Origin of the sequence: Pseudomonas flavocrustae, from assembly GCF_029872515.1 — a bacterium.
Classification (GTDB): Bacteria; Pseudomonadota; Gammaproteobacteria; order Pseudomonadales; family Pseudomonadaceae; genus Chryseomonas; species Chryseomonas aestiva.
This window is the reverse complement of sequence record NZ_JAPDIQ010000021.1, coordinates 1-22,103: the sequence shown is the minus strand read 5'-3', so window position 1 is coordinate 22,103 and position 22,103 is coordinate 1. Positions and strand designations below refer to the sequence as shown.

21 protein-coding genes and 2 pseudogenes are annotated in these 22,103 nt (G+C 67.1%); 7 read left to right on the top strand and 16 right to left on the bottom strand.

Annotated elements, in window-relative coordinates:
* Nucleotides 1–146 (top strand): hypothetical protein (locus OMP44_RS24725; RefSeq protein ID WP_280311560.1); only part of this gene is annotated, 146 nt, incomplete at its 5' end.
* Nucleotides 147–388: 242 nt separating this feature from the next.
* Here OMP44_RS24725 and OMP44_RS24720 read toward each other — a convergent pair.
* The 6 genes from OMP44_RS24720 to exaC all read right to left on the bottom strand — a co-directional run bounded on the left by OMP44_RS24720 (nucleotide 389) and on the right by exaC (nucleotide 6,953).
* Nucleotides 389–1,450 (bottom strand): AsmA family protein, encoded by a 1,062-nt coding sequence (locus tag OMP44_RS24720; RefSeq protein WP_273862754.1) that lies wholly within the window; start codon nucleotides 1,448–1,450, stop codon nucleotides 389–391.
* A gap of 454 nt (nucleotides 1,451–1,904) precedes the next feature.
* Nucleotides 1,905–2,432 (bottom strand): inorganic diphosphatase, encoded by a 528-nt coding sequence (gene ppa, locus OMP44_RS24715; protein ID WP_007161198.1) that lies wholly within the window; start codon nucleotides 2,430–2,432, stop codon nucleotides 1,905–1,907.
* Nucleotides 2,433–2,483: 51 nt separating this feature from the next.
* Nucleotides 2,484–3,320 carry a M90 family metallopeptidase gene (locus OMP44_RS24710; protein ID WP_273862755.1) on the bottom strand — a complete coding sequence of 279 codons (837 nt, stop codon included), beginning with the start codon at nucleotides 3,318–3,320 and terminating at the stop codon, nucleotides 2,484–2,486.
* Nucleotides 3,321–3,324: 4 nt separating this feature from the next.
* A complete protein-coding gene (locus OMP44_RS24705; RefSeq protein WP_133862356.1) occupies nucleotides 3,325–3,972 on the bottom strand; it encodes a DedA family protein in 648 nt (215 codons plus the stop codon).
* A 175-nt stretch (nucleotides 3,973–4,147) separates the two neighbouring features.
* Nucleotides 4,148–5,179 (bottom strand): alcohol dehydrogenase AdhP, encoded by a 1,032-nt coding sequence (adhP, locus tag OMP44_RS24700; RefSeq protein ID WP_187980973.1) that lies wholly within the window; start codon nucleotides 5,177–5,179, stop codon nucleotides 4,148–4,150.
* Nucleotides 5,180–5,432: 253 nt separating this feature from the next.
* Entirely contained in the window at nucleotides 5,433–6,953 is a 1,521-nt protein-coding gene (gene exaC, locus OMP44_RS24695) for an acetaldehyde dehydrogenase ExaC (protein WP_208693003.1), read from the bottom strand.
* A 248-nt stretch (nucleotides 6,954–7,201) separates the two neighbouring features.
* Here exaC and OMP44_RS24690 point away from each other — a divergent pair, with 248 nt between their 5' ends.
* Nucleotides 7,202–9,094, top strand: a complete 1,893-nt coding sequence (locus tag OMP44_RS24690) for a sigma-54-dependent Fis family transcriptional regulator (RefSeq protein ID WP_280311559.1) — start codon at nucleotides 7,202–7,204, stop codon at nucleotides 9,092–9,094.
* A 185-nt stretch (nucleotides 9,095–9,279) separates the two neighbouring features.
* On the opposite strand, the gene OMP44_RS24685 is transcribed toward OMP44_RS24690, so the two are convergent.
* Nucleotides 9,280–10,440, bottom strand: coding sequence for an SLAC1 family transporter (locus OMP44_RS24685; protein WP_187980976.1), 1,161 nt, complete (start codon nucleotides 10,438–10,440; stop codon nucleotides 9,280–9,282).
* Between the two features lie 130 nt (nucleotides 10,441–10,570).
* Nucleotides 10,571–10,945, bottom strand: a pseudogene (locus OMP44_RS24680) (COG4315 family predicted lipoprotein).
* Between the two features lie 208 nt (nucleotides 10,946–11,153).
* Here OMP44_RS24680 and mpl point away from each other — a divergent pair.
* The 3 genes from mpl to OMP44_RS24665 are packed head-to-tail and all read left to right on the top strand — an operon-like array spanning nucleotide 11,154 to nucleotide 13,430.
* Entirely contained in the window at nucleotides 11,154–12,509 is a 1,356-nt protein-coding gene (gene mpl, locus OMP44_RS24675) for a UDP-N-acetylmuramate:L-alanyl-gamma-D-glutamyl-meso-diaminopimelate ligase (RefSeq protein WP_187980978.1), read from the top strand.
* Entirely contained in the window at nucleotides 12,509–13,141 is a 633-nt protein-coding gene (gene ubiX, locus OMP44_RS24670) for a flavin prenyltransferase UbiX (protein WP_007161189.1), read from the top strand. Before mpl ends, ubiX begins: the two co-directional genes overlap by 1 nt.
* Nucleotides 13,134–13,430: a YceK/YidQ family lipoprotein gene (locus tag OMP44_RS24665; protein WP_187980979.1), complete on the top strand. Its 297-nt coding sequence runs from the start codon at nucleotides 13,134–13,136 to the stop codon at nucleotides 13,428–13,430. Before ubiX ends, OMP44_RS24665 begins: the two co-directional genes overlap by 8 nt.
* Here the strand turns inward: OMP44_RS24665 and OMP44_RS24660 are convergent.
* Complete coding sequence (locus OMP44_RS24660) at nucleotides 13,427–14,830, bottom strand: aminotransferase-like domain-containing protein (protein ID WP_280311558.1); 1,404 nt, start codon at nucleotides 14,828–14,830, stop codon at nucleotides 13,427–13,429. The two genes, OMP44_RS24665 and OMP44_RS24660, sit on opposite strands and share 4 nt — an antisense overlap.
* Nucleotides 14,831–14,975: 145 nt before the next feature.
* Between OMP44_RS24660 and OMP44_RS24655 the strand changes: the two genes are divergently transcribed.
* On the top strand, nucleotides 14,976–15,104 hold the full coding sequence (locus OMP44_RS24655) for a hypothetical protein (protein WP_007161186.1): 129 nt from the start codon (nucleotides 14,976–14,978) through the stop codon (nucleotides 15,102–15,104).
* On the opposite strand, the gene OMP44_RS24650 is transcribed toward OMP44_RS24655, so the two are convergent.
* The 4 genes from OMP44_RS24650 to OMP44_RS24635 all read right to left on the bottom strand — a co-directional run bounded on the left by OMP44_RS24650 (nucleotide 15,092) and on the right by OMP44_RS24635 (nucleotide 17,688).
* Nucleotides 15,092–15,568 carry a YbaK/EbsC family protein gene (locus OMP44_RS24650; protein ID WP_133862347.1) on the bottom strand — a complete coding sequence of 159 codons (477 nt, stop codon included), beginning with the start codon at nucleotides 15,566–15,568 and terminating at the stop codon, nucleotides 15,092–15,094. The two genes, OMP44_RS24655 and OMP44_RS24650, sit on opposite strands and share 13 nt — an antisense overlap.
* 40 nt (nucleotides 15,569–15,608) lie before the next feature.
* Nucleotides 15,609–16,022: a type II toxin-antitoxin system tRNA(fMet)-specific endonuclease VapC gene (vapC, locus tag OMP44_RS24645; protein WP_133862346.1), complete on the bottom strand. Its 414-nt coding sequence runs from the start codon at nucleotides 16,020–16,022 to the stop codon at nucleotides 15,609–15,611.
* Nucleotides 16,022–16,246, bottom strand: a complete 225-nt coding sequence (locus OMP44_RS24640) for an antitoxin (protein WP_133862345.1) — start codon at nucleotides 16,244–16,246, stop codon at nucleotides 16,022–16,024. Before OMP44_RS24640 ends, vapC begins: the two co-directional genes overlap by 1 nt.
* Nucleotides 16,247–16,311: 65 nt before the next feature.
* Entirely contained in the window at nucleotides 16,312–17,688 is a 1,377-nt protein-coding gene (locus OMP44_RS24635) for an L-serine ammonia-lyase (RefSeq protein WP_273862761.1), read from the bottom strand.
* A 126-nt stretch (nucleotides 17,689–17,814) separates the two neighbouring features.
* Between OMP44_RS24635 and OMP44_RS24630 the strand changes: the two genes are divergently transcribed.
* Nucleotides 17,815–18,750 carry a LysR substrate-binding domain-containing protein gene (locus tag OMP44_RS24630; protein ID WP_273862762.1) on the top strand — a complete coding sequence of 312 codons (936 nt, stop codon included), beginning with the start codon at nucleotides 17,815–17,817 and terminating at the stop codon, nucleotides 18,748–18,750.
* A gap of 470 nt (nucleotides 18,751–19,220) precedes the next feature.
* Here OMP44_RS24630 and OMP44_RS24625 read toward each other — a convergent pair whose 3' ends face one another.
* The 3 genes and pseudogenes from OMP44_RS24625 to OMP44_RS24615 form a co-directional block, all read right to left on the bottom strand.
* Nucleotides 19,221–19,862, bottom strand: a complete 642-nt coding sequence (locus OMP44_RS24625) for an oxidoreductase (RefSeq protein ID WP_017642883.1) — start codon at nucleotides 19,860–19,862, stop codon at nucleotides 19,221–19,223.
* An 89-nt stretch (nucleotides 19,863–19,951) separates the two neighbouring features.
* Nucleotides 19,952–21,490, bottom strand: a complete 1,539-nt coding sequence (locus tag OMP44_RS24620; protein WP_273862763.1) for a C13 family peptidase — start codon at nucleotides 21,488–21,490, stop codon at nucleotides 19,952–19,954.
* Nucleotides 21,491–21,510: 20 nt separating this feature from the next.
* Nucleotides 21,511–22,103 (bottom strand): annotated as a pseudogene (locus OMP44_RS24615) (histidine kinase); the annotation flags it as partial.

Below are 22,103 nucleotides of genomic sequence, written 5' to 3'. Positions count from 1 at the left end.
ACCACGGCGCGGCGGACGGCCGGGTGTTCGCCGGGCTGGAAGCCAGCCAGGCCGAACGGCCGGAGCTGCTGGCGACGCTGGATGCCATCGGCTATCGCTACTGGGACGAGACCGAGAATCCGGCGTATCGATTGTTTATCAGGTGAGGAGGTGTTGGGCTTCGCTGCGCTCAGCGCCAACCTACGGGAGCGTACGGGTAGGGTGGATAACGGCGCAGCCTTGTCCACCGTTGGCACCCGTGCGAGCTAGTGGAAAACGCTGCGCGGTTTTCCACGCTACGGAATCCAATCGCCCCCTCTCCCGCTGGGAGAGGGCTGGGGTGCGGGTGGCCAAACGCCAAAATTAAGCCGTTGGGCTTCGCTGTGCTCAGCGCCAACCTACGAGAGCTTCAATCCGCGTCATAGCGGGCGCTGAAGGCCCGTACGAAGGCATTGCGCAGGATATTGAAAAAGGCCTGCAACGGGCTGATGTCCTGGTTCTTCACGCTGCCGGACAGGTCGACCCGGGTGGCGAACTGATCGCGGCGCTGATTCTTGAGCAGGGTCTGGGCGGTGCCGACCACGGCTTCCCAGGCGCTTTCCAGGGCGTTCTTGTTGCGATTCTCGACGTCCTGCTGCCAGTCGAAGATGTCGACGTTCTTCATCAGGGGTTTGACGTAGCCGCTGAGCTGGCCATCCACCGCCCTCGCTTCCACCACCACGTCGCCGCTGCCGGCGCGGAAATCGAACTTGCCGTAGGCACGGGCGAAGTCGTTGAGCTTGGGCAGGTCAATGTCGGTCACCCGCAGACGGAAGTCGAAGTCGATGAAGTTCTTGAAGGGATCGAAACGGGCGCTGGCTTCCAGCGGCGCGCTGCCGAGCACGGCGGCCTTGCCTTCGAAGTGGGCGATGCGTTCGCCCTGGGCGTCGGCGGCGTTGGTCAGGTTGTAGAGGCTGGCGTTGACGTCGGTGGCCGCCAGATTCACCTGGGGCTTGGAGTTGAAGTTGCGAAAGGTCACCCGCCCATTGACCACTCGCACCTCGTCGAGGGTGATGGAGATCAGCTTGTCGACCTGATCCTGCCAGTCGGTGCCTGCGCCGGTCTGCGACTGTTCCTTGCGCGTCCCGCCGTCGACGAAGTTGAGTTCGGGTCGATCGAAGACAAGGCGCCCGACGATGGCATGGTCCCGCCACAGCGAACGCCAGCTCACCGCGATGTCGATGCTGGGCGCCTTGAGAAAGGGCACCGGTACCTTGCCGTTGACCTTGACGATCTCCAGCCCCTCGATGCGATAGGCGCCGCGCCACCAGGCCAGGTCCACGTCGGTGATCTGGCCACGATAGTCGCCCATGTCCGCCAGCCTGTCGTTGAGGTAGTGGCGGATCAGCAGCGGCGCGGCCAGGTGCAGGCACAGCAGCAGGACGACCAGGCCGATGAGGAGGTAAAGAGGCAGGCGCAGACGGCGGGACATGATGGCGACTCGGGGCGGACTCGTCTCCGGTCGACCCTGAGTAACGGCCCTGAGTTTCTCGTGAGTTTGCCTGGCGGCCCGACGCAGGGTGCCGACATGGGCGAAAGGCTCTGCCTGGGCGGCTGGCATCCGTACCGGTCGTCGCTCCGCTGCGCCTGTTATGCGCTACTCGAACGGCAGGCGCAAAAAAGCCGGCTTGTGGCCGGCTTTAGAGGGCGGGTTGAGCTGATTTTTGGTGAGCCCGGCCCGCCCGGGTTGCCCTTGCCGGGCAGATGAGAAAGAGGCCTGGGGCCTCCGGCGGCGATCGGCAGATGGCGGATCGGCGCAGGGTCGCGGATGGCGACGAGGGGTGCAGGGTAGTCGCTTTGCCGCCGGATAGGAAGCCCGGTGTGCCCGGTGTGACGTCCGGAAACAGAAAAGCCCGGCGAGCCGGGCTTTTCGAAAGGAGCGTGGATCAGCCCTTGTAGGCGGCCACGGCCTTGGTGATCTCGGCGCGGGCGGCGTCGGCGTCGCCCCAGCCTTCGACCTTGACCCACTTGCCCTTCTCCAGATCCTTGTAGTTCTCGAAGAAGTGCTTGATCTGCTCCAGCAGCAGGGCCGGCAGGTCGGTGTATTCCTTCACGTCCTTGTACAGGACGCTCAGCTTGTCGTGGGGGACGGCGATCAGCTTGGCGTCACCGCCGGCTTCGTCGGTCATGTGCAGCACGCCGACCGGACGGGCGCGGATCACGGCGCCGGGAGCGACCGGGTAGGGGGTCACGACCAGCACGTCGAGGGGATCGCCATCGTCGGCCAGGGTGTTGGGGATGTAGCCGTAGTTGGCCGGGTAGAACATGGGGGTGGCCATGAAACGGTCGACGAAGAGGGCGTCGCTGTCCTTGTCGATCTCGTACTTGATCGGCGCGTGGTTGGCCGGAATCTCGATGGCGACGTAGATGTCGTTCGGCAGGTCTTTGCCGGCGGGAATCTTGCTGTAGCTCATGAACGGGTCCCTCTGGTCGGTTGGGAAAAGTGGCCGGGAGTATAGGCGCTTTCAGATCGGGGTTCGAGCCTCGGACCCCGGGGGTGTCGGCTGTTGCATGCTCGCCAGGCTCGCGGCGAGACGGCTGCGCGGGTCCTGGCGGAACAACTGCTGCAGCTGTCCGTAGACGGCCGGATAGTGTTCGCCGAGCAGGTCGGGCGCGCTGAAGAAATACTCGCAGGCGACAGCGAAGAATTCCTCGGGGCTTTCTGCCGCATAGGGGTCGAGGACAGTCTGCGCATCCGGATCGGCGTCGAGCTGGCGATTGAGGTCGTCATAGGCGCCTTGCAGGGCGCCGGTCCAGGCCGCCTGGGGCATGCCTTCGTGCAGCGGCGGCTGGCCGTTGCACAGACCGCCGGCGAGCAGATCGAGGAGGTGGGCGAATTCGTGGATGACCAGGTTGTAGGCCTCCCAGCCACCACTGGCCTGGATGCCGGGCCAGGCCAGCACCACCTGGCCGCGATCCCAGGCTTCGCCGTCGCGTTCCTCGTCCCACTCGTGTTCCAGGCCACCTTCGTCGCGATGGCGCTGCGGGCTGACGAAGGCGTCGGGGTAGACGACGATCTCGCGGACATTGGGATAGAGCGCCGCTTCCGGCAGGTGCAGCAGCGGCAGCAGGGCCTGGGCGGCCAGCAGCAGGCGGTCGCCGTCGTCCAGTTCCAGGCCCTGGAGCAGGGTCAGGCGCTTCTCGGCGAGAAACAGCACGCAGTGCTCGCGCAACCAGGTGTCCTCCGCGGCGCTCAGGCCATCGAGGATCGGCAGGCGCTGACGCAGGCGCGCCCAGAGCTCGTCGGCGATGGCGACCCGCTCCAGCAGGCGCCGTTCGCGCCAGGCGCGCCAGAAACCCAAGGACTCAGACTCCGCTCTGGACCGCGGCGCGCCGGCTCTTGATCAGGCCGAGGATCATCGGCAGCAGGGAGATACCGATGATCGCCAGCACCATCAGGGTGAGATTCTGCTTGATGAAGGGCACGTTGCCGAAGAAGTAGCCCAGGCTCACCAGACCGCCGACCCAGAGCAGCGAGCCGAGCACGCTGTAGGCGAGGAAGTAGGGATAGTGCATGCGGCCCACGCCGGCGACGAAGGGGGCGAAGGTGCGGATGATGGGCAGGAAGCGCGCCAGGGTGATGGTCTTGCCGCCGTGGTGCTCGTAGAAGGCCTGGGTGCGCAGCAGGTAGTCGCGGCGAAAGATCTTGGAATGGGGGTTGCTGAACAGCTTGTCGCCGGCGAAGCGGCCGATCAGGTAGTTGGTGCTGTCGCCCGCCACCGCGGCGAACATCAGCAGGCCGGCGAGCAGATAGGGGTCCATGTCGCCAAGGGCGGAGAGGGCGCCGGCGATGAACAGCAGGGAGTCGCCGGGCAGGAAGGGCATGACCACCAGACCCGTCTCGCAGAAGATCACGGCGAAGAGAATGACGTAGATCCAGGTGCCGTACTGGGCTACCAACCCGCTGAGATAGACGTCGAGGTGCAGGATCAGATCGATCGGGTTGAATTCCATGGGGCGTGCCTACCGTAGTTGCGAGGGTCCGGCGGCGATTATAAGGGCAGCCGGGGCCAGCGTTTGTGGCCTGGTCGAGATCGGCGCCGGGAAAAAACGCCAGCCGCTCAGAGGTCAGGGTGGGCGAAAGGTTCACTCCCGCGCCGGGGCCGACGCGGGAGTGGCGCGCTGGTTCTCAGCCCAGCGCCATGTCGATCACCACCCGACCCTCGATACCGCCGCCGTGCATGCGGGCGAAGATGTCGTTGATGTTCTCCAGCGGCTCGGCGCTCACCGTGGCCTTGACCTTGCCTTCGCCGGCGAAGTCCAGCGCCTCCTGCAGGTCCAGGCGGGTGCCGACGATGGAGCCACGCACCGTGGTGCCGTTGAGCACCATGTCGAAGATCGACAGCGGGAAGTCACCCGGCGGCAGGCCGTTGAGGGCGATGGTGCCGCCGCGGCGGGTCATGCCGATGGCCTGCTCGAAGGCCTTGGGCGACACCGCCGTGACCAGGGCGCCATGGGCGCCGCCGATCTCCTTCTTCAGGTAGGCCGCCGGGTCCTGCTCGCGGGCGTTGACGGTGACCTCGGCGCCCAGGCGGCGGGCGAGGTCGAGCTTCCGGTCGTCCACGTCCACCGCCGCCACGTTCAGGCCCATGGCCCGGGCGTACTGCACCGCCATGTGGCCGAGGCCGCCGATGCCGGAGATCACCACCCAGTTGCCCGGGCGGGTGTCGGTCATCTTCAGGCCCTTGTAGACGGTGACCCCGGCGCAGAGGATGGGCGCGATCTCGACGAAGCCGACGTTGTCCGGCAGGCGGCCGACGTAGCCGGCATCGGCCAGGGTGTATTCGGCGAAGCCGCCGTTCACCGAATAGCCGGTGTTCTGCTGGGATTCGCAGAGGGTCTCCCAACCGCCCAGGCAATGCTCGCAATGACCGCAGGTGGAATACAGCCAGGGCACCCCGACCCGGTCACCTTCCTTGACATGGGTGACCCCGGCGCCCACCGCCACCACATGGCCGACGCCTTCGTGACCGGGGATGAAGGGCGGATTGGGCTTGACCGGCCAATCGCCCTGGGCGGCATGCAGATCGGTGTGGCAGACGCCGCTGGCGGCGATCTTGACCAGTACCTGGCCGGCACCCGGGGTGGGCACCTCGACTTCGCGGAATTCCAGGGGTTTGCCAAAGGCGGTGACGACAGCGGCTTTCATTGTTTTAGGCATGACGAGTCCCTCATGGAGGCATGATGCGTGGATGAAGCCAGACGGGGCCTGCGCCGGGACGCACCTGTCCACCACGGGCGGCCGCTGCGTCTAGCGTCGGCCACCCACGGGGCGGGGGTGTTGATCCAGGTCAGGTGGGAGGCGCGCCCCGACGTCCTGCTGAGGCGCGCGATCCAGGCGTCGTCTTCGCGGAGCGACCTTGACCCCGGGGTAGCGCCAGTGGCGGCCGCACCCCGGGGTCTACAGGTCGCCTCTAGAAGAAGCCCAGCGGATTGATGTCGTAGCTGACCAGCAGATTCTTGGTCTGCTGGTAGTGGTCGAGCATCATCTTGTGGGTTTCACGGCCGACGCCGGATTTCTTGTAGCCGCCGAAGGCGGCGTGGGCGGGATAGAGGTGGTAGCAGTTGGTCCAGACGCGGCCGGCCTTGATGCCGCGGCCCATGCGGTAGGCGCGGTTGATGTCGCGGGTCCAGACGCCCGCGCCGAGGCCGAACTCGGTGTCGTTGGCGATGGCCAGGGCCTCGGCTTCGTCCTTGAAGGTGGTGACGCCGATCACCGGGCCGAAGATCTCTTCCTGGAAGACGCGCATCTTGTTGTGGCCCTTGAGCAGGGTAGGCTGAATGTAATAGCCGCTGGCCAGATCACCCTGCAGTTTCTCGACGTTGCCGCCGGTGAGGAATTCGGCGCCTTCCTCGCGGGCGATCTCCAGGTAGGAGACGATCTTCTCGAATTGCTGCTGGGAAGCCTGGGCACCGACCATGGTCTCGGTGTCCAGCGGATCGCCGCGCTTGATCTGGGCGATCTTCTTCATCACCGCTTCCATGAAGGGGGCGTAGATGGATTCCTGCACCAGGGCGCGCGACGGGCAGGTACAGACCTCGCCCTGGTTGAAGAAGCCCAGTACCAGACCCTCGGCGGCCTTCTCGATGAAGCTCGGCTCGGCCTGCATGATGTCTTCGAAGTAGATGTTGGGCGACTTGCCGCCCAGTTCCACGGTGCTGGGAATGATGTTCTTGGCCGCGCAGGAGAGGATATGCGAACCCACCGGGGTGGAGCCGGTGAAGGCGATCTTGGCGATGCGGGTGCTGGTGGCCAGGGCCTCGCCGGCCTCCTTGCCATAGCCCTGCACCACGTTGAGCACGCCGGGCGGCAGCAGGTCGCCGACCATCTCGACGAACAGGGTGATGGACAGCGGGGTCTGCTCGGCGGGCTTGAGCACCACGCAGTTGCCGGCGGCCAGCGCCGGGGCCAGCTTCCAGGCGGCCATCAGCAGCGGGAAGTTCCAGGGGATGATCTGGCCGACCACGCCCAGCGGCTCGTGGAAATGGTAGCTGGCGGTGTTGTCGTTGATCTCGGCGGCGCTGCCTTCCTGGGCGCGGATGCAGCCGGCGAAGTAGCGGAAGTGATCGGCGGCCAGGGGCACGTCGGCGTTGAGCGTCTCGCGCACCGCCTTGCCGTTGTCCCAGGTCTCGGCGACGGCCAGTTTTTCCAGATTCTGTTCGATGCGGTCGGCGATCTTGAGCAGGATCAGCGAGCGGTCCTGCACCGAGGTGCGGCCCCAGGCATCGGCGGCGGCATGGGCGGCGTCCAGGGCGCGTTCGATGTCGGCGGCGTCGGAGCGGGGGAATTCACCGATCACCGAGCCGTTCACCGGGGAGGTGTTGGTGAAGTACTGGCCTTTCACCGGGGCGACGAATTCGCCGCCGATGTAGTTGCCGTAGCGGGCCTGCAGGGTCAGCAGGGCGTCTTGGGTGCCGGGAGCTGCGTAGCGCATGGTGGGTCTCCTGTTTGTTCTTGTAGGAAGAGCGGCGCTCCGATCCTGAGCAAGGCGCGGGCCAAGTCGGGCGAACCCGCATGGTTGCGGCCTTGCAGTCTTTTCCGGGGAAAGCCGCCAGCTGCCACTGTGACAGAGCTGTCACCCCTTGGCGTGACAGCTTGTCACCTGGGGGTGACAGAGTGCCCAGTCCGCCCGATTTGGCCTATGCTGGAGGCCGCGCAGACGCCCCGCGGAGGACAACGACAATGGCCGCTACCCCGTCCGATCGTCATGCCAGCCAGGTGCTCGAACTCGCCCGCGGCGCCGTCCTCGACGGCCCGGCCAGCGATCCGGCCATCGCCCGCTCCTGGCGGCGCTGTCTCGACGAACACCAGCTGGACCCGGCCGCGCCGGTAGCACCCTGGGTGCTGGAGCGCGCCCGCTTCGACGAGCACCGCCAGCGCCAGCAGCGGGTGCTGCAGATCGCTCGTGGGCAGATGAATTCCCTGCACCAGCAACTGGGCGGCGCCGGCCATGCCGTGCTGCTCACCGATGCCCGCGGGCTGATCCTCGATTGCGTCACCGCCGACGCCGAGCGCGCAACCTTCCAGCAGGCCGGCCTGTGGCTGGGCGCCGACTGGAGCGAGGCCTGCGAGGGCACCAACGGCATCGGCACCTGCGTGGTGGAGCGCCAGGCGCTGACCATCCACCGCGACGAACACTTTCGCAGTCGCCATACCCAGCTGACCTGCTCGGCCAGTCCAGTCTTCGATCCGGCCGGCGAGCTGCTGGCGGTGCTGGACGTCTCCAGCGCCCGCCAGGACGCCTCGCGCCAGGGTCAGTTCCATACCATGGCGCTGGTCAATCTCTCGGCCAAGCTGATCGAGAGCTGCTATTTCCTCGACCGCTACGCCAATGGCTATCTGCTGCGCTTCCATGCCCAGGCGGCCTATGTCGGCCTGCTCAGCGAGGGCCTGCTGGCCTTTGATGAAGAGGGGCGGATCAACGCCGCCAACGAGACCGCGCTGATGCTGCTGGGGCTGGCGCGCAGTGCGGTGCTGGGGCAGCGGATGGAAAGCCTGTTCGAGTTGCGGCAGGACGAGCTGCTGGAGCGCGCCCGCCCGCAACCCAGCGCCTGTTGGGCGTTGCGTGGCCGCCAGGGCCAGGGCTTCCACGGCCTGGTACGCGGTCCTCAGGTACGACCGGTCATCCCGGTGGCGGTGCCCAAGGCGCCCCTGCCCAGCGGCATCTGCCTGGCCGATCCGGCCCTGGCACGGGATTTCACCCGGGCGCTCAAGGTGCTGGAGCGTGACGTGCCGGTGCTGCTGCACGGCGAGACCGGCACCGGCAAGGAAGCCTTCGCCAGCGCCCTGCACCGCGCCAGCAGTCGCGCCGGCCAGGCATTCGTCGCCCTCAATTGCGCGGCCATCCCGGAAACCCTGATCGAAAGCGAGCTGTTCGGCTATCGCGGCGGCAGCTTCACCGGAGCGCGCAAGGAAGGCATGGCCGGCAAGTTGCAGCAGGCCGATGGCGGCATCCTCTTTCTCGACGAGATCGGCGACATGCCGCTGGCGCTGCAGACCCGGCTGCTCAGAGTGCTGGAAGAGCGCCAGGTGGTCCCGCTCGGCGGCGGGGCGCCGCGCGCCCTGGACCTGCGCCTGGTGAGCGCCAGTCACCGGGACCTGGAGGCCCTGGTGGCGGCCGGCAGCTTTCGCGAAGACCTCTACTATCGCCTGCGCGGCCTGGTAGTGACCCTGCCGGCGCTGCGCGAGCGCAGTGACCGTGGCGAACTGCTCGATCAGCTGCTGGCCGAAGAGGCCCGCGGCGAGGCGATCGACCTCGATCCGGCCGCGCGTGCCTGCCTGCTGGCGCACCCCTGGCCGGGCAATGTCCGCCAGTTGCGTACCGTGCTGCGCACCCTGGTGGCCCTGAGCGAAGATGGCCAGATCGGCCTGGACGAGCTACCCGTCGACTGCCGTGGCGCCCGGCTGCCGCTGCCGTCCAGCGCGGTGCCGGTCGACAGCGCCCGCGAGGAACTGCGTGCGGTGCTGGACGACTGCCACTGGCAGATGACCCGCGCCGCCAAGCGCCTGGGGGTGAGTCGCAACACCCTCTATCGCTGGCTGCACCAGCACGGCCTGCAGCGCCCCCAGGACTAAGAGCCTGTTCAAAGTCTGCTGCGCGTCGGCCAAACGGCGTTGAAAATGGCCTGGAAGGCCAGCCCCGTCGGAATGCTCATTTACTCTTTGTAAACTCGAGCGCGAGTCCGATCCGCTTCCTCAGCTATTTTCGCGGGGCCGCCTAGGCCTTGTTTGACTCTAGCTCGCGAGCCTTTGAGCAGGCTCTAGCGCACCTGCTTGCACAGGTGGGCGATGCAGGGCGAGACGAACAGACTGCCGCGGTAGGCGCCGGCCAGGGTGCGGCTGGCGACCAGGGTCCACAGCAGCGCCAGCAGCAGCACCAGCACGGCGCCCAGGCCAGTAAAGAAGGGCGCCGCCAGGGCTTCGCCCAGGCGCAGGGTGGTCAGGGCATAGACGCCCAGGGGAAAGGTGAAGCCCCACCAGCCCAGGTTGAAGGGCATGCCGTCCCGGGCCTGGCGCTGGGTCACCAGCACCGCCAGCGCCAGCCACCAGAGTCCCAGGCCCCAGAGCAGCAGCGCACCCAGCAGGCCCAGGCCCCGGGCGATCTCGCCAATACCGACCAGGCCATGGGCGGCGAACACCGCGGGCGCAGCGCTGCCCAGCACCAGTAGCCCCAGGGCGCCGGTGGCGATCGGGCCCAGCGCCAGCCAGCTCGACGCGGCCATGCTGGCCGGCGGCAGTTTGTGCAGTGCCAGGCGCAACAGCAGGATCACCAGCAGGCTGAGGGCGACCGGGACCGAATAGGCCCAGAGCACATAGCTGGCGACGAGCACGCTGAATTGCTCGCTGACCGCCAGATGCGGCACCAGCAGGCCACCACTGGCCGCCGCCACCTCCGCGGCCACCACCGGCAGCAGCCAGACGGCGGTCATCTGGTCGATGCGATGCGCCTGGCGGGTAAACATCAGATAGGGGATCAGCACTCCGCAAGCCAGCGCCATGGCCGCATCCAGCCACCAGAGGCCGAGCGCCAGGGGCACCACCGCCGCGCCCCAGCGCGGCAGGCCGAACAGCAACAGGCCGTTGATCAGCGTGGCCAGGCCCATGGGGATGGTGCCGATAAACATCGAGACAGTGGCGTGGGCGAAGATTTCGCGGGCCTCGTCGAAGAACAGCAACCAGCGCGCGGCATAGAGCCCGGAGAACAGACAGAACAGCAGTACAGCGAGCAGCCAGAGGCCCTCGGCGAGGACGGGCAATCCAGGAAACCGCCAGGGACAGGCGGCCAGGGCAAGGGCCAGCACGCCGGTGCCCATGGTCACGGCGAACCAGTTGGGGGTGAACTGGCGGATGACCTCCAGGGGGCGGTCGAGCTGGCTGAAGGGTCTGAGTGCCTGCTCGGGGACAGCGGCGAAAAGCGGCATGGCAGGGCTCCTGAAAGGGAAGGCCTTCAGGCTAAGTCTGCTCGCTTATCATTAAAAATGAATGATTATGAAATATTAAACTATTTGATAGATAAGGCGCTGCCCGTGTTGGGCAGGCAGCGCCCGGGCATCAGGGCTTGGCCACGTGCCAGACCTGATTGACCCCATCACCACTGGTATCGCCCGGCTTGCTGTCCTTGACCCAGGTGTAGAGCGGCTTGCCCTGGTAGGCCCATTGCTGGCTGCCGTCGTCGCGGGTCACCAGGCTGTAGCCATCGGCGGCCTTGGCGCCTGCTGCGGCTGTCAGCGGTGGCCAGTTCTAGGCGCAGGGACCGTTGCAGGCGGACTTGCCCGCGCTGTCCTTGGCGAAGGTGTAGAGCGTCATGCCCTTGCCGTCGACGAGCACCTTGCCCAGGGCGGTGTCGGCGACCTTGGTTGGTGCGGCGGCCAGGGCCAGGCTGGCGAAGGAGAGGGTTGCAGCGGTGATCAGCAGGTGTTTCAGCATGGTCGACCTCTTGTGCTTGTTATCAGGGCGAACGGACCTACGGCGATGCGGGCATCCGGAAAGCCAGGGATGCCTTGCGCACTCTAGTCGAAATCCTGCCGGCCGGGGCGGGCGCAGCGCCGGGTTATCCGCGACGGCCATCGCTCCGGCGGCGCGGCACCCCGTGCTAACCTTGCCGCCGTTAATTCTGCAGCGGAGCCCGCCTGTCATGCACATCCACATCCTCGGTATCTGCGGCACCTTCATGGGGTCGCTCGCGGTGCTGGCCAAGGAAGCCGGCCATCGCGTGACCGGCTCCGATGCCAACGTCTATCCGCCCATGAGCACCCAGCTGGAGGCCCAGGGCATCGAGCTGACCCAGGGTTACGATCCGGCCCAGCTCGATCCGGCGCCGGACCTGGTGGTGATCGGCAACGCCCTGTCGCGCGGCAATCCGGCGGTGGAATACGTGCTGGACCAGGGGCTGCCCTATGTCTCCGGTCCCCAGTGGCTGGCCGAGCACGTCCTGCAGGGTCGCTGGGTGCTGGCGGTCGCCGGGACCCACGGCAAGACCACCACCACCAGCATGCTGGCCTGGGTGCTGGAGCACGCCGGCATGAGTCCGGGCTTTCTCATCGGCGGGGTACCGCAGAATTTCGGCATCTCGGCGCGCCTGGGTGGCACGCCCTTCTTCGTGGTGGAAGCCGACGAATACGACAGCGCCTTCTTCGACAAGAGATCCAAGTTCGTCCACTACCGGCCGCGGACCACCATCCTCAACAACCTGGAATACGATCACGCGGACATCTTTCCGGATCTCGCGGCCATCGAGCGGCAGTTCCACCATCTGGTGCGGACGATTCCCAGCAGCGGCCTGATCATCCACCCCACTGCCGAAACGGCCCTGGTGCGGGTGCTGGAGATGGGCTGCTGGACCCCGGTACAGACCACCGGCGCTGGCGGCCAATGGCAGGCCCGCCTGCTGGCCGAGGACGGCTCGCGCTTCGAGGTGCTGTTCGACGGCGAGGTGCAGGGCACGGTGAACTGGGAACTGACCGGCCAGCACAACGTGGCCAATGCCCTGGCCACCCTGGCGGCGGCTCGTCATGTCGGGGTGGTGCCAAGCATGGGCGTCGCCGCCCTGAGCGAATTCCGTAGCGTGAAGCGGCGCATGGAGAAGGTCGCCGAGGTGCGTGGGGTGACCGTCTACGACGACTTCGCCCACCATCCCACCGCCATCGCCACCACCCTGCAGGGGCTGCGCGCCCGGGTCGGTGGCGAGCGGATCATCGCCGTCATCGAGCCGCGCTCCAATTCCATGAAACTGGGCGCCCACCGTGACGGCCTGCCGGACAGCGTCACCGGCGCCGACAGCGTCATCTGGTACGCCCCGCCGAATCTGGGCTGGGACCTGGCCGGAACGGCCGAGGCCTGCGCCGTACCGGCGGTGGTCTGCGATTCCCTGGACGCCATCATCACGCGGGTCCAGGCCGAGCTGGACGGACCCACCCACGTGGTGATCATGAGCAACGGCGGTTTCGGCGGACTGCACGGCAAGCTGGCCGCGGCCCTGGAGCAGGCATGATGGCCGGCCCGGAACGCATCACCCTGGCGCTGACCGGCGCCTCCGGCTCCCAGTACGGCCTGCGCCTGCTGGACTGCCTGGTGCAGGAGGAGCGCGAGGTGCACTTCCTCATCTCCAAGGCCGCGCAACTGGTGATGGCCACCGAGACCGACGTGGTGCTGCCACCCAAGCCCCAGGCCATGCAGGCCTTTCTCACCGAATACACCGGCGCGGCCCCTGGCCAGGTACGGGTATTCGGCCAGAGCGACTGGATGGCGCCGCCGGCGTCCGGTTCCAGCGCCCCGGCGGCCATGGTGGTCTGCCCCTGTTCCACCGGCACCCTCTCGGCCATCGCCACCGGCGCCAGCAACAACCTCATCGAGCGCGCCGCCGACGTGGCCCTCAAGGAGCGACGGCAGCTGATCCTGGTGCCACGCGAGTCGCCGTTCTCCAGCATCCACCTGGAGAACATGCTCAAGCTGTCCAACCTGGGCGTGACCATCCTGCCGGCTTCGCCGGGCTTCTACCACCAGCCGCAGACCCTCGACGACCTGGTGGACTTCGTGGTGGCGCGCATCCTCAATACCCTGGGCATCCCCCAGGACATGCTGCCGCGCTGGGGCGAACATCACCTGTCCGGCAACGATGACTAGGGCGGTGCGCCTCGGTCTGCTGCTGACGGCCATGCTGCTCCTCGGCGGCTGCGCCACGGCGCGCACCCTGGACGCCGCCAAGCCCGGCGCGCCGGTGGTCTATGCCGGTACCCGGCTGGATCTCTATGCGCTGCAGGGCGGCTGCTGCGCCCAGGAGCGCTTCGGTGCCGAGGCGCCGGCCTGGCCGGTGCTGGACCTGCCCGCCAGCGCCCTGCTCGATACCCTGCTGCTGCCGTTGTCCCTGCCTGCCGCCATCGGTGGGCGGGGCAGTGTGCGTGGCGGCCTCTAGAACGCCTTCAGCAACTCGCCAAGCCTGGCCATGGCCGCCTCGCTGCGGGCGTCCCAGGGATGACCGCAATTGAGTCTGATGCAGTGGCGAAAGCCCTGCTGCGCGGAAAAGATCGGCCCCGGCGCCAGGCTGATGCCCTCGGCCAGGGCCTGGCGGTAGAGCGCCAGGCTGTCCACGCGCTGCGGCAGTTCGAACCAGAGAAAGTAGCCGCCCTGGGGCCGGCTGACGTGGGTGTCGGCGGGAAAATAACGCCGCGCCGCGGCCAGCATGGCCTGGCGCTGGCGGTCGAGACTCAGGCGCAGGCGACGCAGGTGGCGATCGTAGCCGCCGTGCTGCAGATAGTCGGCCAGGGCGGCCTGGGCCGGCATCGAGGGGGTGATGGTGGTCATCAGTCGCAGCCGGGCGACGGCTCCCGCCTGACGACCGGCGGCGATCCAGCCGATCCGATAGCCGGGCGCCAGGCATTTGGAAAAGGAGCCGCAGTGCAGCACCAGGCCGTCGTGGTCGAAGCGCTTGATGGGGCGGTGCGGTTCGCTGCCGCTGTAGAGCTCGGCATAGACGTCGTCTTCCAGTAGCGGCACCTGATGGCGTTGCAGCAGGCCATAGAGGCGCTGCTGGGAGCGGTCGTCGAGACTGACCCCGGTGGGATTCTGCAGGCCGCTCATGAACCAGCAGGCCTTGATCGGCAGGCGGGTCAGGGCCTCTTCCAGGGCATCGAGATTGAGGCCGTGCTCGGGGTCCACCGGGATTTCCACCGCCTTGAGCTGCAGCCGCTCCAGTACCTGCAGGCTGGCGTAGAAGGCCGGACTTTCCACCGCGACCAGATCGCCGGGGCGGGTCAGACTCTGCAGGCCCAGGTTGAGGGCTTCCAGGGCGCCGTGGGTGATCACCAGTTCTTCGCCGACCTCGGGCATGCCGGCCAGGCCGTAGCGCCGGGCGATCTGCCGCCGCAGTTCGGGATGGCCGGGGGTGACGTAGGCGGTGAGATCCTGGGCGGGCAGGTCGCGCAGGCCGTGGGCCATGCTGCGGGCCAGGCGCGCCAGGGGAAAGAGATCGGGGCTGGGAAAGGCCGAGCCGAAGGGGACGATGTCCGGGTCCTGCAGCGACTGCAGCACCGAATAGACCAGGTCGCTTACCGCGACTTCGGTGCCCTCCAGGGGCGCCAGCAGTGGCGCCGCGTCCCGCGCCCGGGCCGGTTCGCGGACGAAATAGCCGGATCGTTCGCGGGCCTCGATCAGCCCGCGACTCTCCAGCAGGTAATAGGCCTGGAACACCGTGGAGGGGCTGATGCCGTGGGTCTGGCTGGCGTTGCGCACCGACGGCAGCCGCTCGCCGGGGGCGAGAACGCCGCGGGTCATCAGGATGGCGAGCTGGTCGGCGAATCTTTCGTAGCGCTTCATGCAGGGCCAGGGCAGGGGAGACCGTCACTATAGCGAGCACGGCGCCATCTGATCCGGTTTTTCCCGTGTCTACCTGCTGCTGTAACGCGAGCGCCTTGGGGCCTAAGCTTTACCCATCCCTTTCTGGCATCCCTCGGAGGCAGCCATGGACGATGGTATCTTCATGATTCTCTTCAGCCTGCTCGCGCTCATCCTGCTCGGCGGCGGCTACTACGCCTGCGTGGTATTGAACAAGGACCGGCGCGACGTGGAAAAGAACGATCAGCTGCGCTGATCGCCCAGGGCGCAGACATCCACCCAGCGCGCCTCGCTGAGGGCGGCCAGCCGCTCCGGGGTGAGGCGCACGCAACTGTGGATGGCACCCGCGGCCGGTAGCACCTCGTCGAAGGCTTTCAGCGATTCGTCGCAATAGACCGGCAGCGGGGTGGCCAGCCCGAACGGGCAGACGCCACCCACCGGATGCCCGGTGAGGCCTTCCACGGTGTCAGCATCGAGCAGCTTGGCCTTGCCACCGAAGGCGGCCTTGAGCTTGCGGTTGTCCAGGCGTGCATCGCCGCGAGCCACCAGCAGCAACAGCTGTTCCCCAACTTTCAGTCCCAGGGTCTTGGCGATCCGCCCCGGTTCCACGCCGTGGGCGGCCGCGGCGAGGGTGACGGTCGCGGTACTGGTGGTGGCCTCGAGGATCTCGAGGTCGGGAGCGATGCGCGCGAGGTGCTGGCGGACGGAGTCGAGGCTCATGGGCGTTCCTTGTGTCTAGGTCGGAGCCGACCGTGCCGTTTCAATCGGCTGCTGTCCAGTTCTCGCAGGCCAGATCGGCGACCCGGCTGAATTCCCGCAGATTGTTGCTGACCAGGATCAGCGCCCTGGCGCGTGCATGGGCGGCGATCCACAGATCGTTGTTGCCGATGATCTTGCCCTGGCGCTCCAGCTCGGCGCGGATGGCGCCATAGTGTTCGGCGCATTCCGTATCCAGCTCCAGCACGGCGATCTGCTGGCGGAGCTGTTCCAGGATCGTCCGGGTGCGCTCGGGTTGCTGACTCTTGGCCGCGCCATGACAGAGCTCACCCCAGGTGATCGCAGACATCGCCAGTTCATCGCGACCATGCCGGGCGAAGCGCTCACGGACCTGCGGCGGATTGTGCTTGGCGATGTAGATGCAGATGTTGGTGTCGAGCAGGTAGCGAGCAGGCACTAGAACTCTTCCCGCGCCTGGGGTGGGCTGTCTTCCCGTTCCAGGGTCGCCAATGACAGCGCGGCCAGGGTGTCGAAGATATCGGCGGCATCTGGCCGCAATTCCCGCAGGACGATCTCGTCGCCGCGGCGGAAGATTTCCACCCGATCCGATTCGAAGCGAAATTCCTTGGGCAGGCGCAAGGCCTGGCTGTTACCGGACTTGAACACGCGGGCTTCGGCCATGGACGTCTCCTAGAGGCGTATATACGCAGGAGTATATACGCCGCACTGGAGTGATCAAGCGCCTCTCAACACTCCACGAAGGTCACGGCCAGACCGCCGCGCGAGGTTTCCTTGTACTTGCTGTGCATGTCCGCGCCGGTTTCCTTCATGGTACGGATCACCTGGTCGAGGGAGATGAAGTGCTCGCCGTCGCCGCGCAGGGCCATCTGGGCGGCATTGATCGCCTTGACCGCGGCGATGGCGTTGCGCTCGATGCAGGGCACCTGCACCAGGCCGCCGACCGGGTCGCAGGTCAGTCCCAGGTTGTGCTCCAGGCCGATCTCGGCGGCGTTTTCCAGTTGCGCCGGACTGGCGCCCAGCACCTCGGCCAGACCGGCCGCGGCCATGGCGCAGGCCGAGCCGACCTCGCCCTGGCAGCCCACCTCGGCACCGGAGATGGAGGCGTTCTTCTTGCACAGGATGCCGACTGCGGCGGCGGCCAGCATGAAGCGCACCACATCGTCGTCACAGGCGTCGGGATTGAATTTCATGTAGTACATCAGCACCGCCGGGATGATTCCGGCCGCGCCGTTGGTGGGGGCGGTGACCATGCGCCCGCCGGCGGCGTTCTCCTCGTTCACCGCCAGGGCGAAGAGGTTGACCCATTCCATGGCGGAGAGGGTGGAACCTATGACGTTGGGCTTGCCGATGGCCTGCAGACTCTGGTGCAGGCGGGCGGCGCGCCGGCGCACCTTGAGGCCGCCGGGCAGGATGCCCTCGTTGGCGAGACCGTTCTGCACGCATTCGCGCATCACGTTCCAGATGCGCAGCAGGCCGCTGCGGATCTCTTCCTCGGAGCGCCAGCTTTTTTCGTTGGCCAGCATCAGCTCGGCCACGCCCAGGCCATGGCTGCGACACAGGTGCAGCAGCTCGGCGCCGCTGGAGAAGTCATAGGGCAGTTCGGTGGTGTCGTTGTCCAGCACGCCGCTGGCGGCCTGGGCGGCGTCCACCACGAAGCCGCCACCGATGGAGTAGTAGGTGGCTTCAGCCACTTCACCGGTGGTACCAAAGGCGGTCAGGGTCATGGCATTGGGATGGTAGGGCAGGCTTTCTTCCAGCAGCAGCATGTCTTCCTGCCAGTTGAAATGGACCGCCTGGCGCCCGGCCAGCAACAGCGTGCGCTCGTTGCGCAGGGCTTCGATACGCGGCTCCACGGCGGCGGGATCGACGCGATCCGGCCATTCGCCCATCAGGCCGATCAGGGTGGCGCGGTCGGTGCCATGGCCGACGCCGGTGGCCGACAGCGAGCCATAGAGGCGCACCTCGACCCGCTTGACCTGCTCCAGCAGACCTTCGTCGACCAGGCGCTGGGCGAACAGGGCGCCGGCCCGCATCGGGCCCACGGTATGGGAGCTGGACGGACCCACGCCGATTTTGAACAGGTCGAAGACGCTGATGGCCATGTCGGTAATCCCTGATTGAGCTTGAATGGTCGCCAGACAAGGTGCCGGCGGATGGCTCATAGTGGTGATAAGCCTCCAACTCGCACAAACGAAAGCTTCTAAGCGATCCTTTAGCGGAACTCATCGATGAGCCGGATCCTCAATGCCCAAACCCAGGCCTGGTTGCAGGTGTTCGTCTGCGCCGCACGCCATCTCTCCTTCACGCGCTGCGCCGAAGAGCTGCACGTGACGCCTGGCGCCATCAGCCAGCAGATGCGCCAGCTGGAGGAGCGCCTGGGCTTCAAGCTGTTTCACCGGGTGGCCCGAGGCCTGGAGCTGACCGCCGAGGGCCAGCGCCTGTCGACCACCCTGAACCAGGCCTATGGACTGATCGACGCCGAATTGCGCCGCCTCAATGCCGGCCAGTTCGGCGGCGTGGTACGGCTCAGGTCGATTCCCTCGTTCCTGGGCAAATGGCTGACCCCGCGGCTGCCGCGGCTGCAGGCGCGCTTTCCCGACCTGCAACTGCGGCTGGTGGCCGAAGACAGCAGCTGGTCGCTGCGCGAGGGCGAATTCGACCTCGCCATCGATCTCAACGACGGCAGCTATCCGGGCCTGGCCTCGACGCCGCTGATGGACGAAGAGATCTTTCCGGTCTGCGCGCCTAGCCTGCTGGTGGGGCGACCGCCGCTGGAGCAGCCGGAGGACCTGGAATTCTATCCGCTGCTGCATGACATCACCGCCTGGCGCGGCAGCTACGAATACGCCGAATGGGAGTTCTATCTGGCCAGTATCGGCGCGCCGGCGCTGGATGTGCGGCGGGGGCACACTTTCAATCGCAACCACCTGACCATCGAGGCGGCCATCGCCGGCATGGGCGTCGCCATCGCCCGCCGCGCCCTGATCACCGACGAACTGGCCCGGGGCGTGCTGGTGGTGCCGCCCTTTGGCCGTTCAGTGCCGGCGCACAAGAGGTACATGCTGCTCTATGCCCAGGGCGCCCTGGCCGATCCCCGCCTGCGCGCCCTGCACGACTGGCTGGTGCAGGAAGTCGACCAGATGGTGCTGGCGCAGCCGGCCTGAAGGGCCGTGATAGCCACGTAGCGTGGAAAACGGCGCAATCTTTTCCGTTGGTGAGTTCTTCATGAGGCGCGCCCTCACCCCAGCCCTCTCCCCAAGGGAGAGGGGGCTTTCCGAGCGGTTAAGGGCTTGTGCAGGCTTCGTAGCGTGGAAAACGGCGCAGCCTTTTCCGTTGGTGAGTTCTTTGTGAGGCGCGCCCTCACCCCAGCCCTCTCCCCAACGGATAGGGGCTTTCCGAGCGGTTAGGGGCTTGTGCAGGCTTCGTAGCGTGGAAAACGGCGCAGCCTTTTCCACGGGTGAGTTCATTGTGAGGCGCCTCCTCTCCTTGAGGGGAGGGCTATTCTGGGAAGGAGCGGCGGTAATAGGTCTTCGGAACGCCTGATCGACCCTTGCGGGGCTCACCTGCAGGAGCGGCCGCATCGGCGGACCGCCATGACCGCGAGGGCTGTAACCCAGCCCCTTGAGCTACGCCTTCAACGTCCCAGCTTGCGCAGCTCGTCCGATTCCACCACCCGCACGCCCTTGCCTTCTTCCAGGGCCAGGCGCCACAGCGCGCGGGCCAGGACGGCGGCTTCGATGCCGTGCCATTTGCCGGGCAGCCATTGCGACAAGGGGGCGGCCAGGCGCTCGCCCAGGCGTTCTTCCTGGCGCTGGCCGATCAGCAGCGACGGTCGCGCCAGGGTCAGTTGCGTCCAGCCCTGGGCGCGTAGGGCTTCTTCCAGTTCGCCCTTGACCTTGTTGTAGAAGATCGAGGACTGCGGATCGGCGCCGATGGCGCTGACCACGATGTAGTGACGGGCGCCCAGTTCCAGGGCGCGCTGGCCGACCGCCAGGGGCAGGCCGTAATCCACGGCGCGAAAGGCCGCTTCGGAGCCGGCCTGCTTCATGGTGGTGCCCAGGCAGCAGAAGGCCACGTCCAGCGGGCCTTCCAGGGTCGGCAGCAGGCTGTTGAGATCACCCACCGGATTGTCCAGCCGGGCGTGTTCCGCCAGCGGGCGACGGGTCGGCGCCAGCACCCGGGGGACCGTCGGCTCGTTGAGGAGGCGGTCGAGCAGGTGTTCGCCGGTCAGGCCAGTGGCGCCGGCGATGAGGGCATGCTGAGGCGTCAGGTACACGGGGCTCTCCTTGTAGCGGCGACCGCTGATGTCAGGTTGGACCTCAGGCGTTCCGGTTGTTCGTCAAAGCCCCAAGGCAAAGGCGGCTCTCAGCGACCCGCGCGCCAGGCGCGCCACTTCTGCAGGACGGCTGGCGGTGCCCAGAGCTGGGGCTCGGACGGGTCGAAGCCTTCGGTCTTCTCGCGTACCGAGACGGTGTCGCGGGCGCGCTGGAAGGCCTGCTCGGGATCGTCGGTGTGCTGGAAGGCCTCGGCGAACAGGGCGCGGCCGAAGTAGGTGAAATCGGCTTCGTCGGTGCAGCCGAAGGAGGTGCGATCGGCCTTGGAGGCGGTCATCACCAGGGTGTGGTCGTCCTGCAGTTGCGGGATGAAGCCGCCGCTGTAGCAGCTGGAGACGATGATCAGCTTGTCGCGGCCGCGCAGCGGCGCGAGCAGGCGGCCGAGCTCCGCCGCTGGCAGGCTGGAGAGATCCAGGCCCGGCTGGGAGAGCACCAGCTGATGGTCGGCCGAGCCGTGGCTGGTCAGGTAGATGAGGATCAGGTCTTCCGGACCGGTGCGCTGGGCCAGCGCCTGCAGGCTCTGGTAGAGATTCTCGCGGGTGGCCAGCGGATGGTCGCTGCGGATGTCCTTGGCGTTGATCAGGTGGACGACGTCGCGGGCGCCCCAGGTGGTGGTCAGGAAGTTGGCCACATAGTTGGCTTCGCGCTGGAACACGCCCTGGCCTCCGTCACCGGCCAGGACCAGGCCATAGAGTTCGGTGGCGGGGGTGGACGCCGGGATCTGCTGCAATTCCTGGTCGAGCACCTTGCCCTGGTCGAGCAGGGCGCGTTCCAGAGGATCGGCGATGTACTGCCCCTGGTCGTCGCGGATGCGCTTGCCGCCCTCCCAGAGACCGCGTTCCACCTGGCCGTCGGCGCGGGTCAGGACGCCCATCCCGGCATAGACGCCGTCGGCGAAGTTGCCGCGGTAGACGCTGCCGTCGCTGTTGGTGAGCACGCCCTGGCCGTCGAACTTCCAGTTGCGGAAGGCACCGCGATACTGGCTGCTGTCGCTGCCGACGAATTCGCCGTTGCCGGTCAGCTCGCCGCCACTGAAGCGCCCGCGCCAGAGATCGCCGCCGGCACTGCGATAGACGCCGGCGCCTTCGAACTGGTCGTCGACGAATTCGCCGTCATAGCGATCGCCGCCCGGCTCCTGCCACTGGCCGACGCCGTTGAGGTGGCCGTCGTTGAAGGTGCCGATGGTCTGGGTGCCATCGCTGTCGAGCTTGGACCCCTGGCCCTGCATGCGGCCGTTGACGAAGCTGCCGTGGTATTCCCAGCCGCTGCTGCTGATCAGGTTGCCCTGGCCATGGTAGAGACCGCGGCGAAAGGTGCCCTGGTAGTAGGTGCCATCGGCGAATTGCTGCTCGCCAGGCCCCTCGGCCAGGCCGTCCTTGAAGCGGCCCTTGAGCCAGTTGCCATTGGGCCACTCGATGCGTCCGCTGCCATTGAGCAGGCCGCTGACGATTTCGCCGGTATAGACCCCGCCATCGGGCAGTCTCACGCTGCTCGCGTTGGGCGCCGCCTGGACAGCGCAGGCCGCCAGCAACAGCGCGGCAAGGGCGAGACGGGGCAGGAGGGCGCTCATAGGTGGGGTCGGCGGGCGCGTTACCGCGCCTCGAGCCGGACCAGGTGACGCTCCAGCGTCGCGGAGTAGGGTTCCAGGAGACGTTCCACGCAACTGGCCCCGGCGGGGCTGGCGATGGTGCGGATACGGGCGCGTTTACGCAGCAGCTCGTCCTCGGCGATGCTCTGCTCGACCAGCAACAGGTTGCGACTGTGGCGACTCAGCGCCTGGGCATTGCGTACGGTGGTGTTTTCCAGCAATTGGGCAAGCTCCAGGCCGGCGAGGCGTTCGCCCTGCGTCAGACCCAGTTGCAGCTGCAGGGTTGCACCGCTGCCGACCACTTCCACCTGCAGCGCATGACCGAGGGCGCGCATGATCTCGCCGCAGCAGAGCGCGCGGGTCAGGTAGTCGTCGTCGTCACTGCGTTCGTGGAAGAGAATCAGGCTGCCGCCGTCCTTGAGGGTGTGGAGTTCGCCATCGTAGAGCTCGGTGGCCTGCTGCAGGCAGTCACGATAGCGCTCCAGCAGCTGTTCGAGGCGGCTGCGTGGCAGCCGGCTGAGCTGGTCCTGGGCGCCGAGCTGGATGGACAGCACCGCCGAGGTGACGATGTCGGGCTCGGTGGGCACCGTGGGGG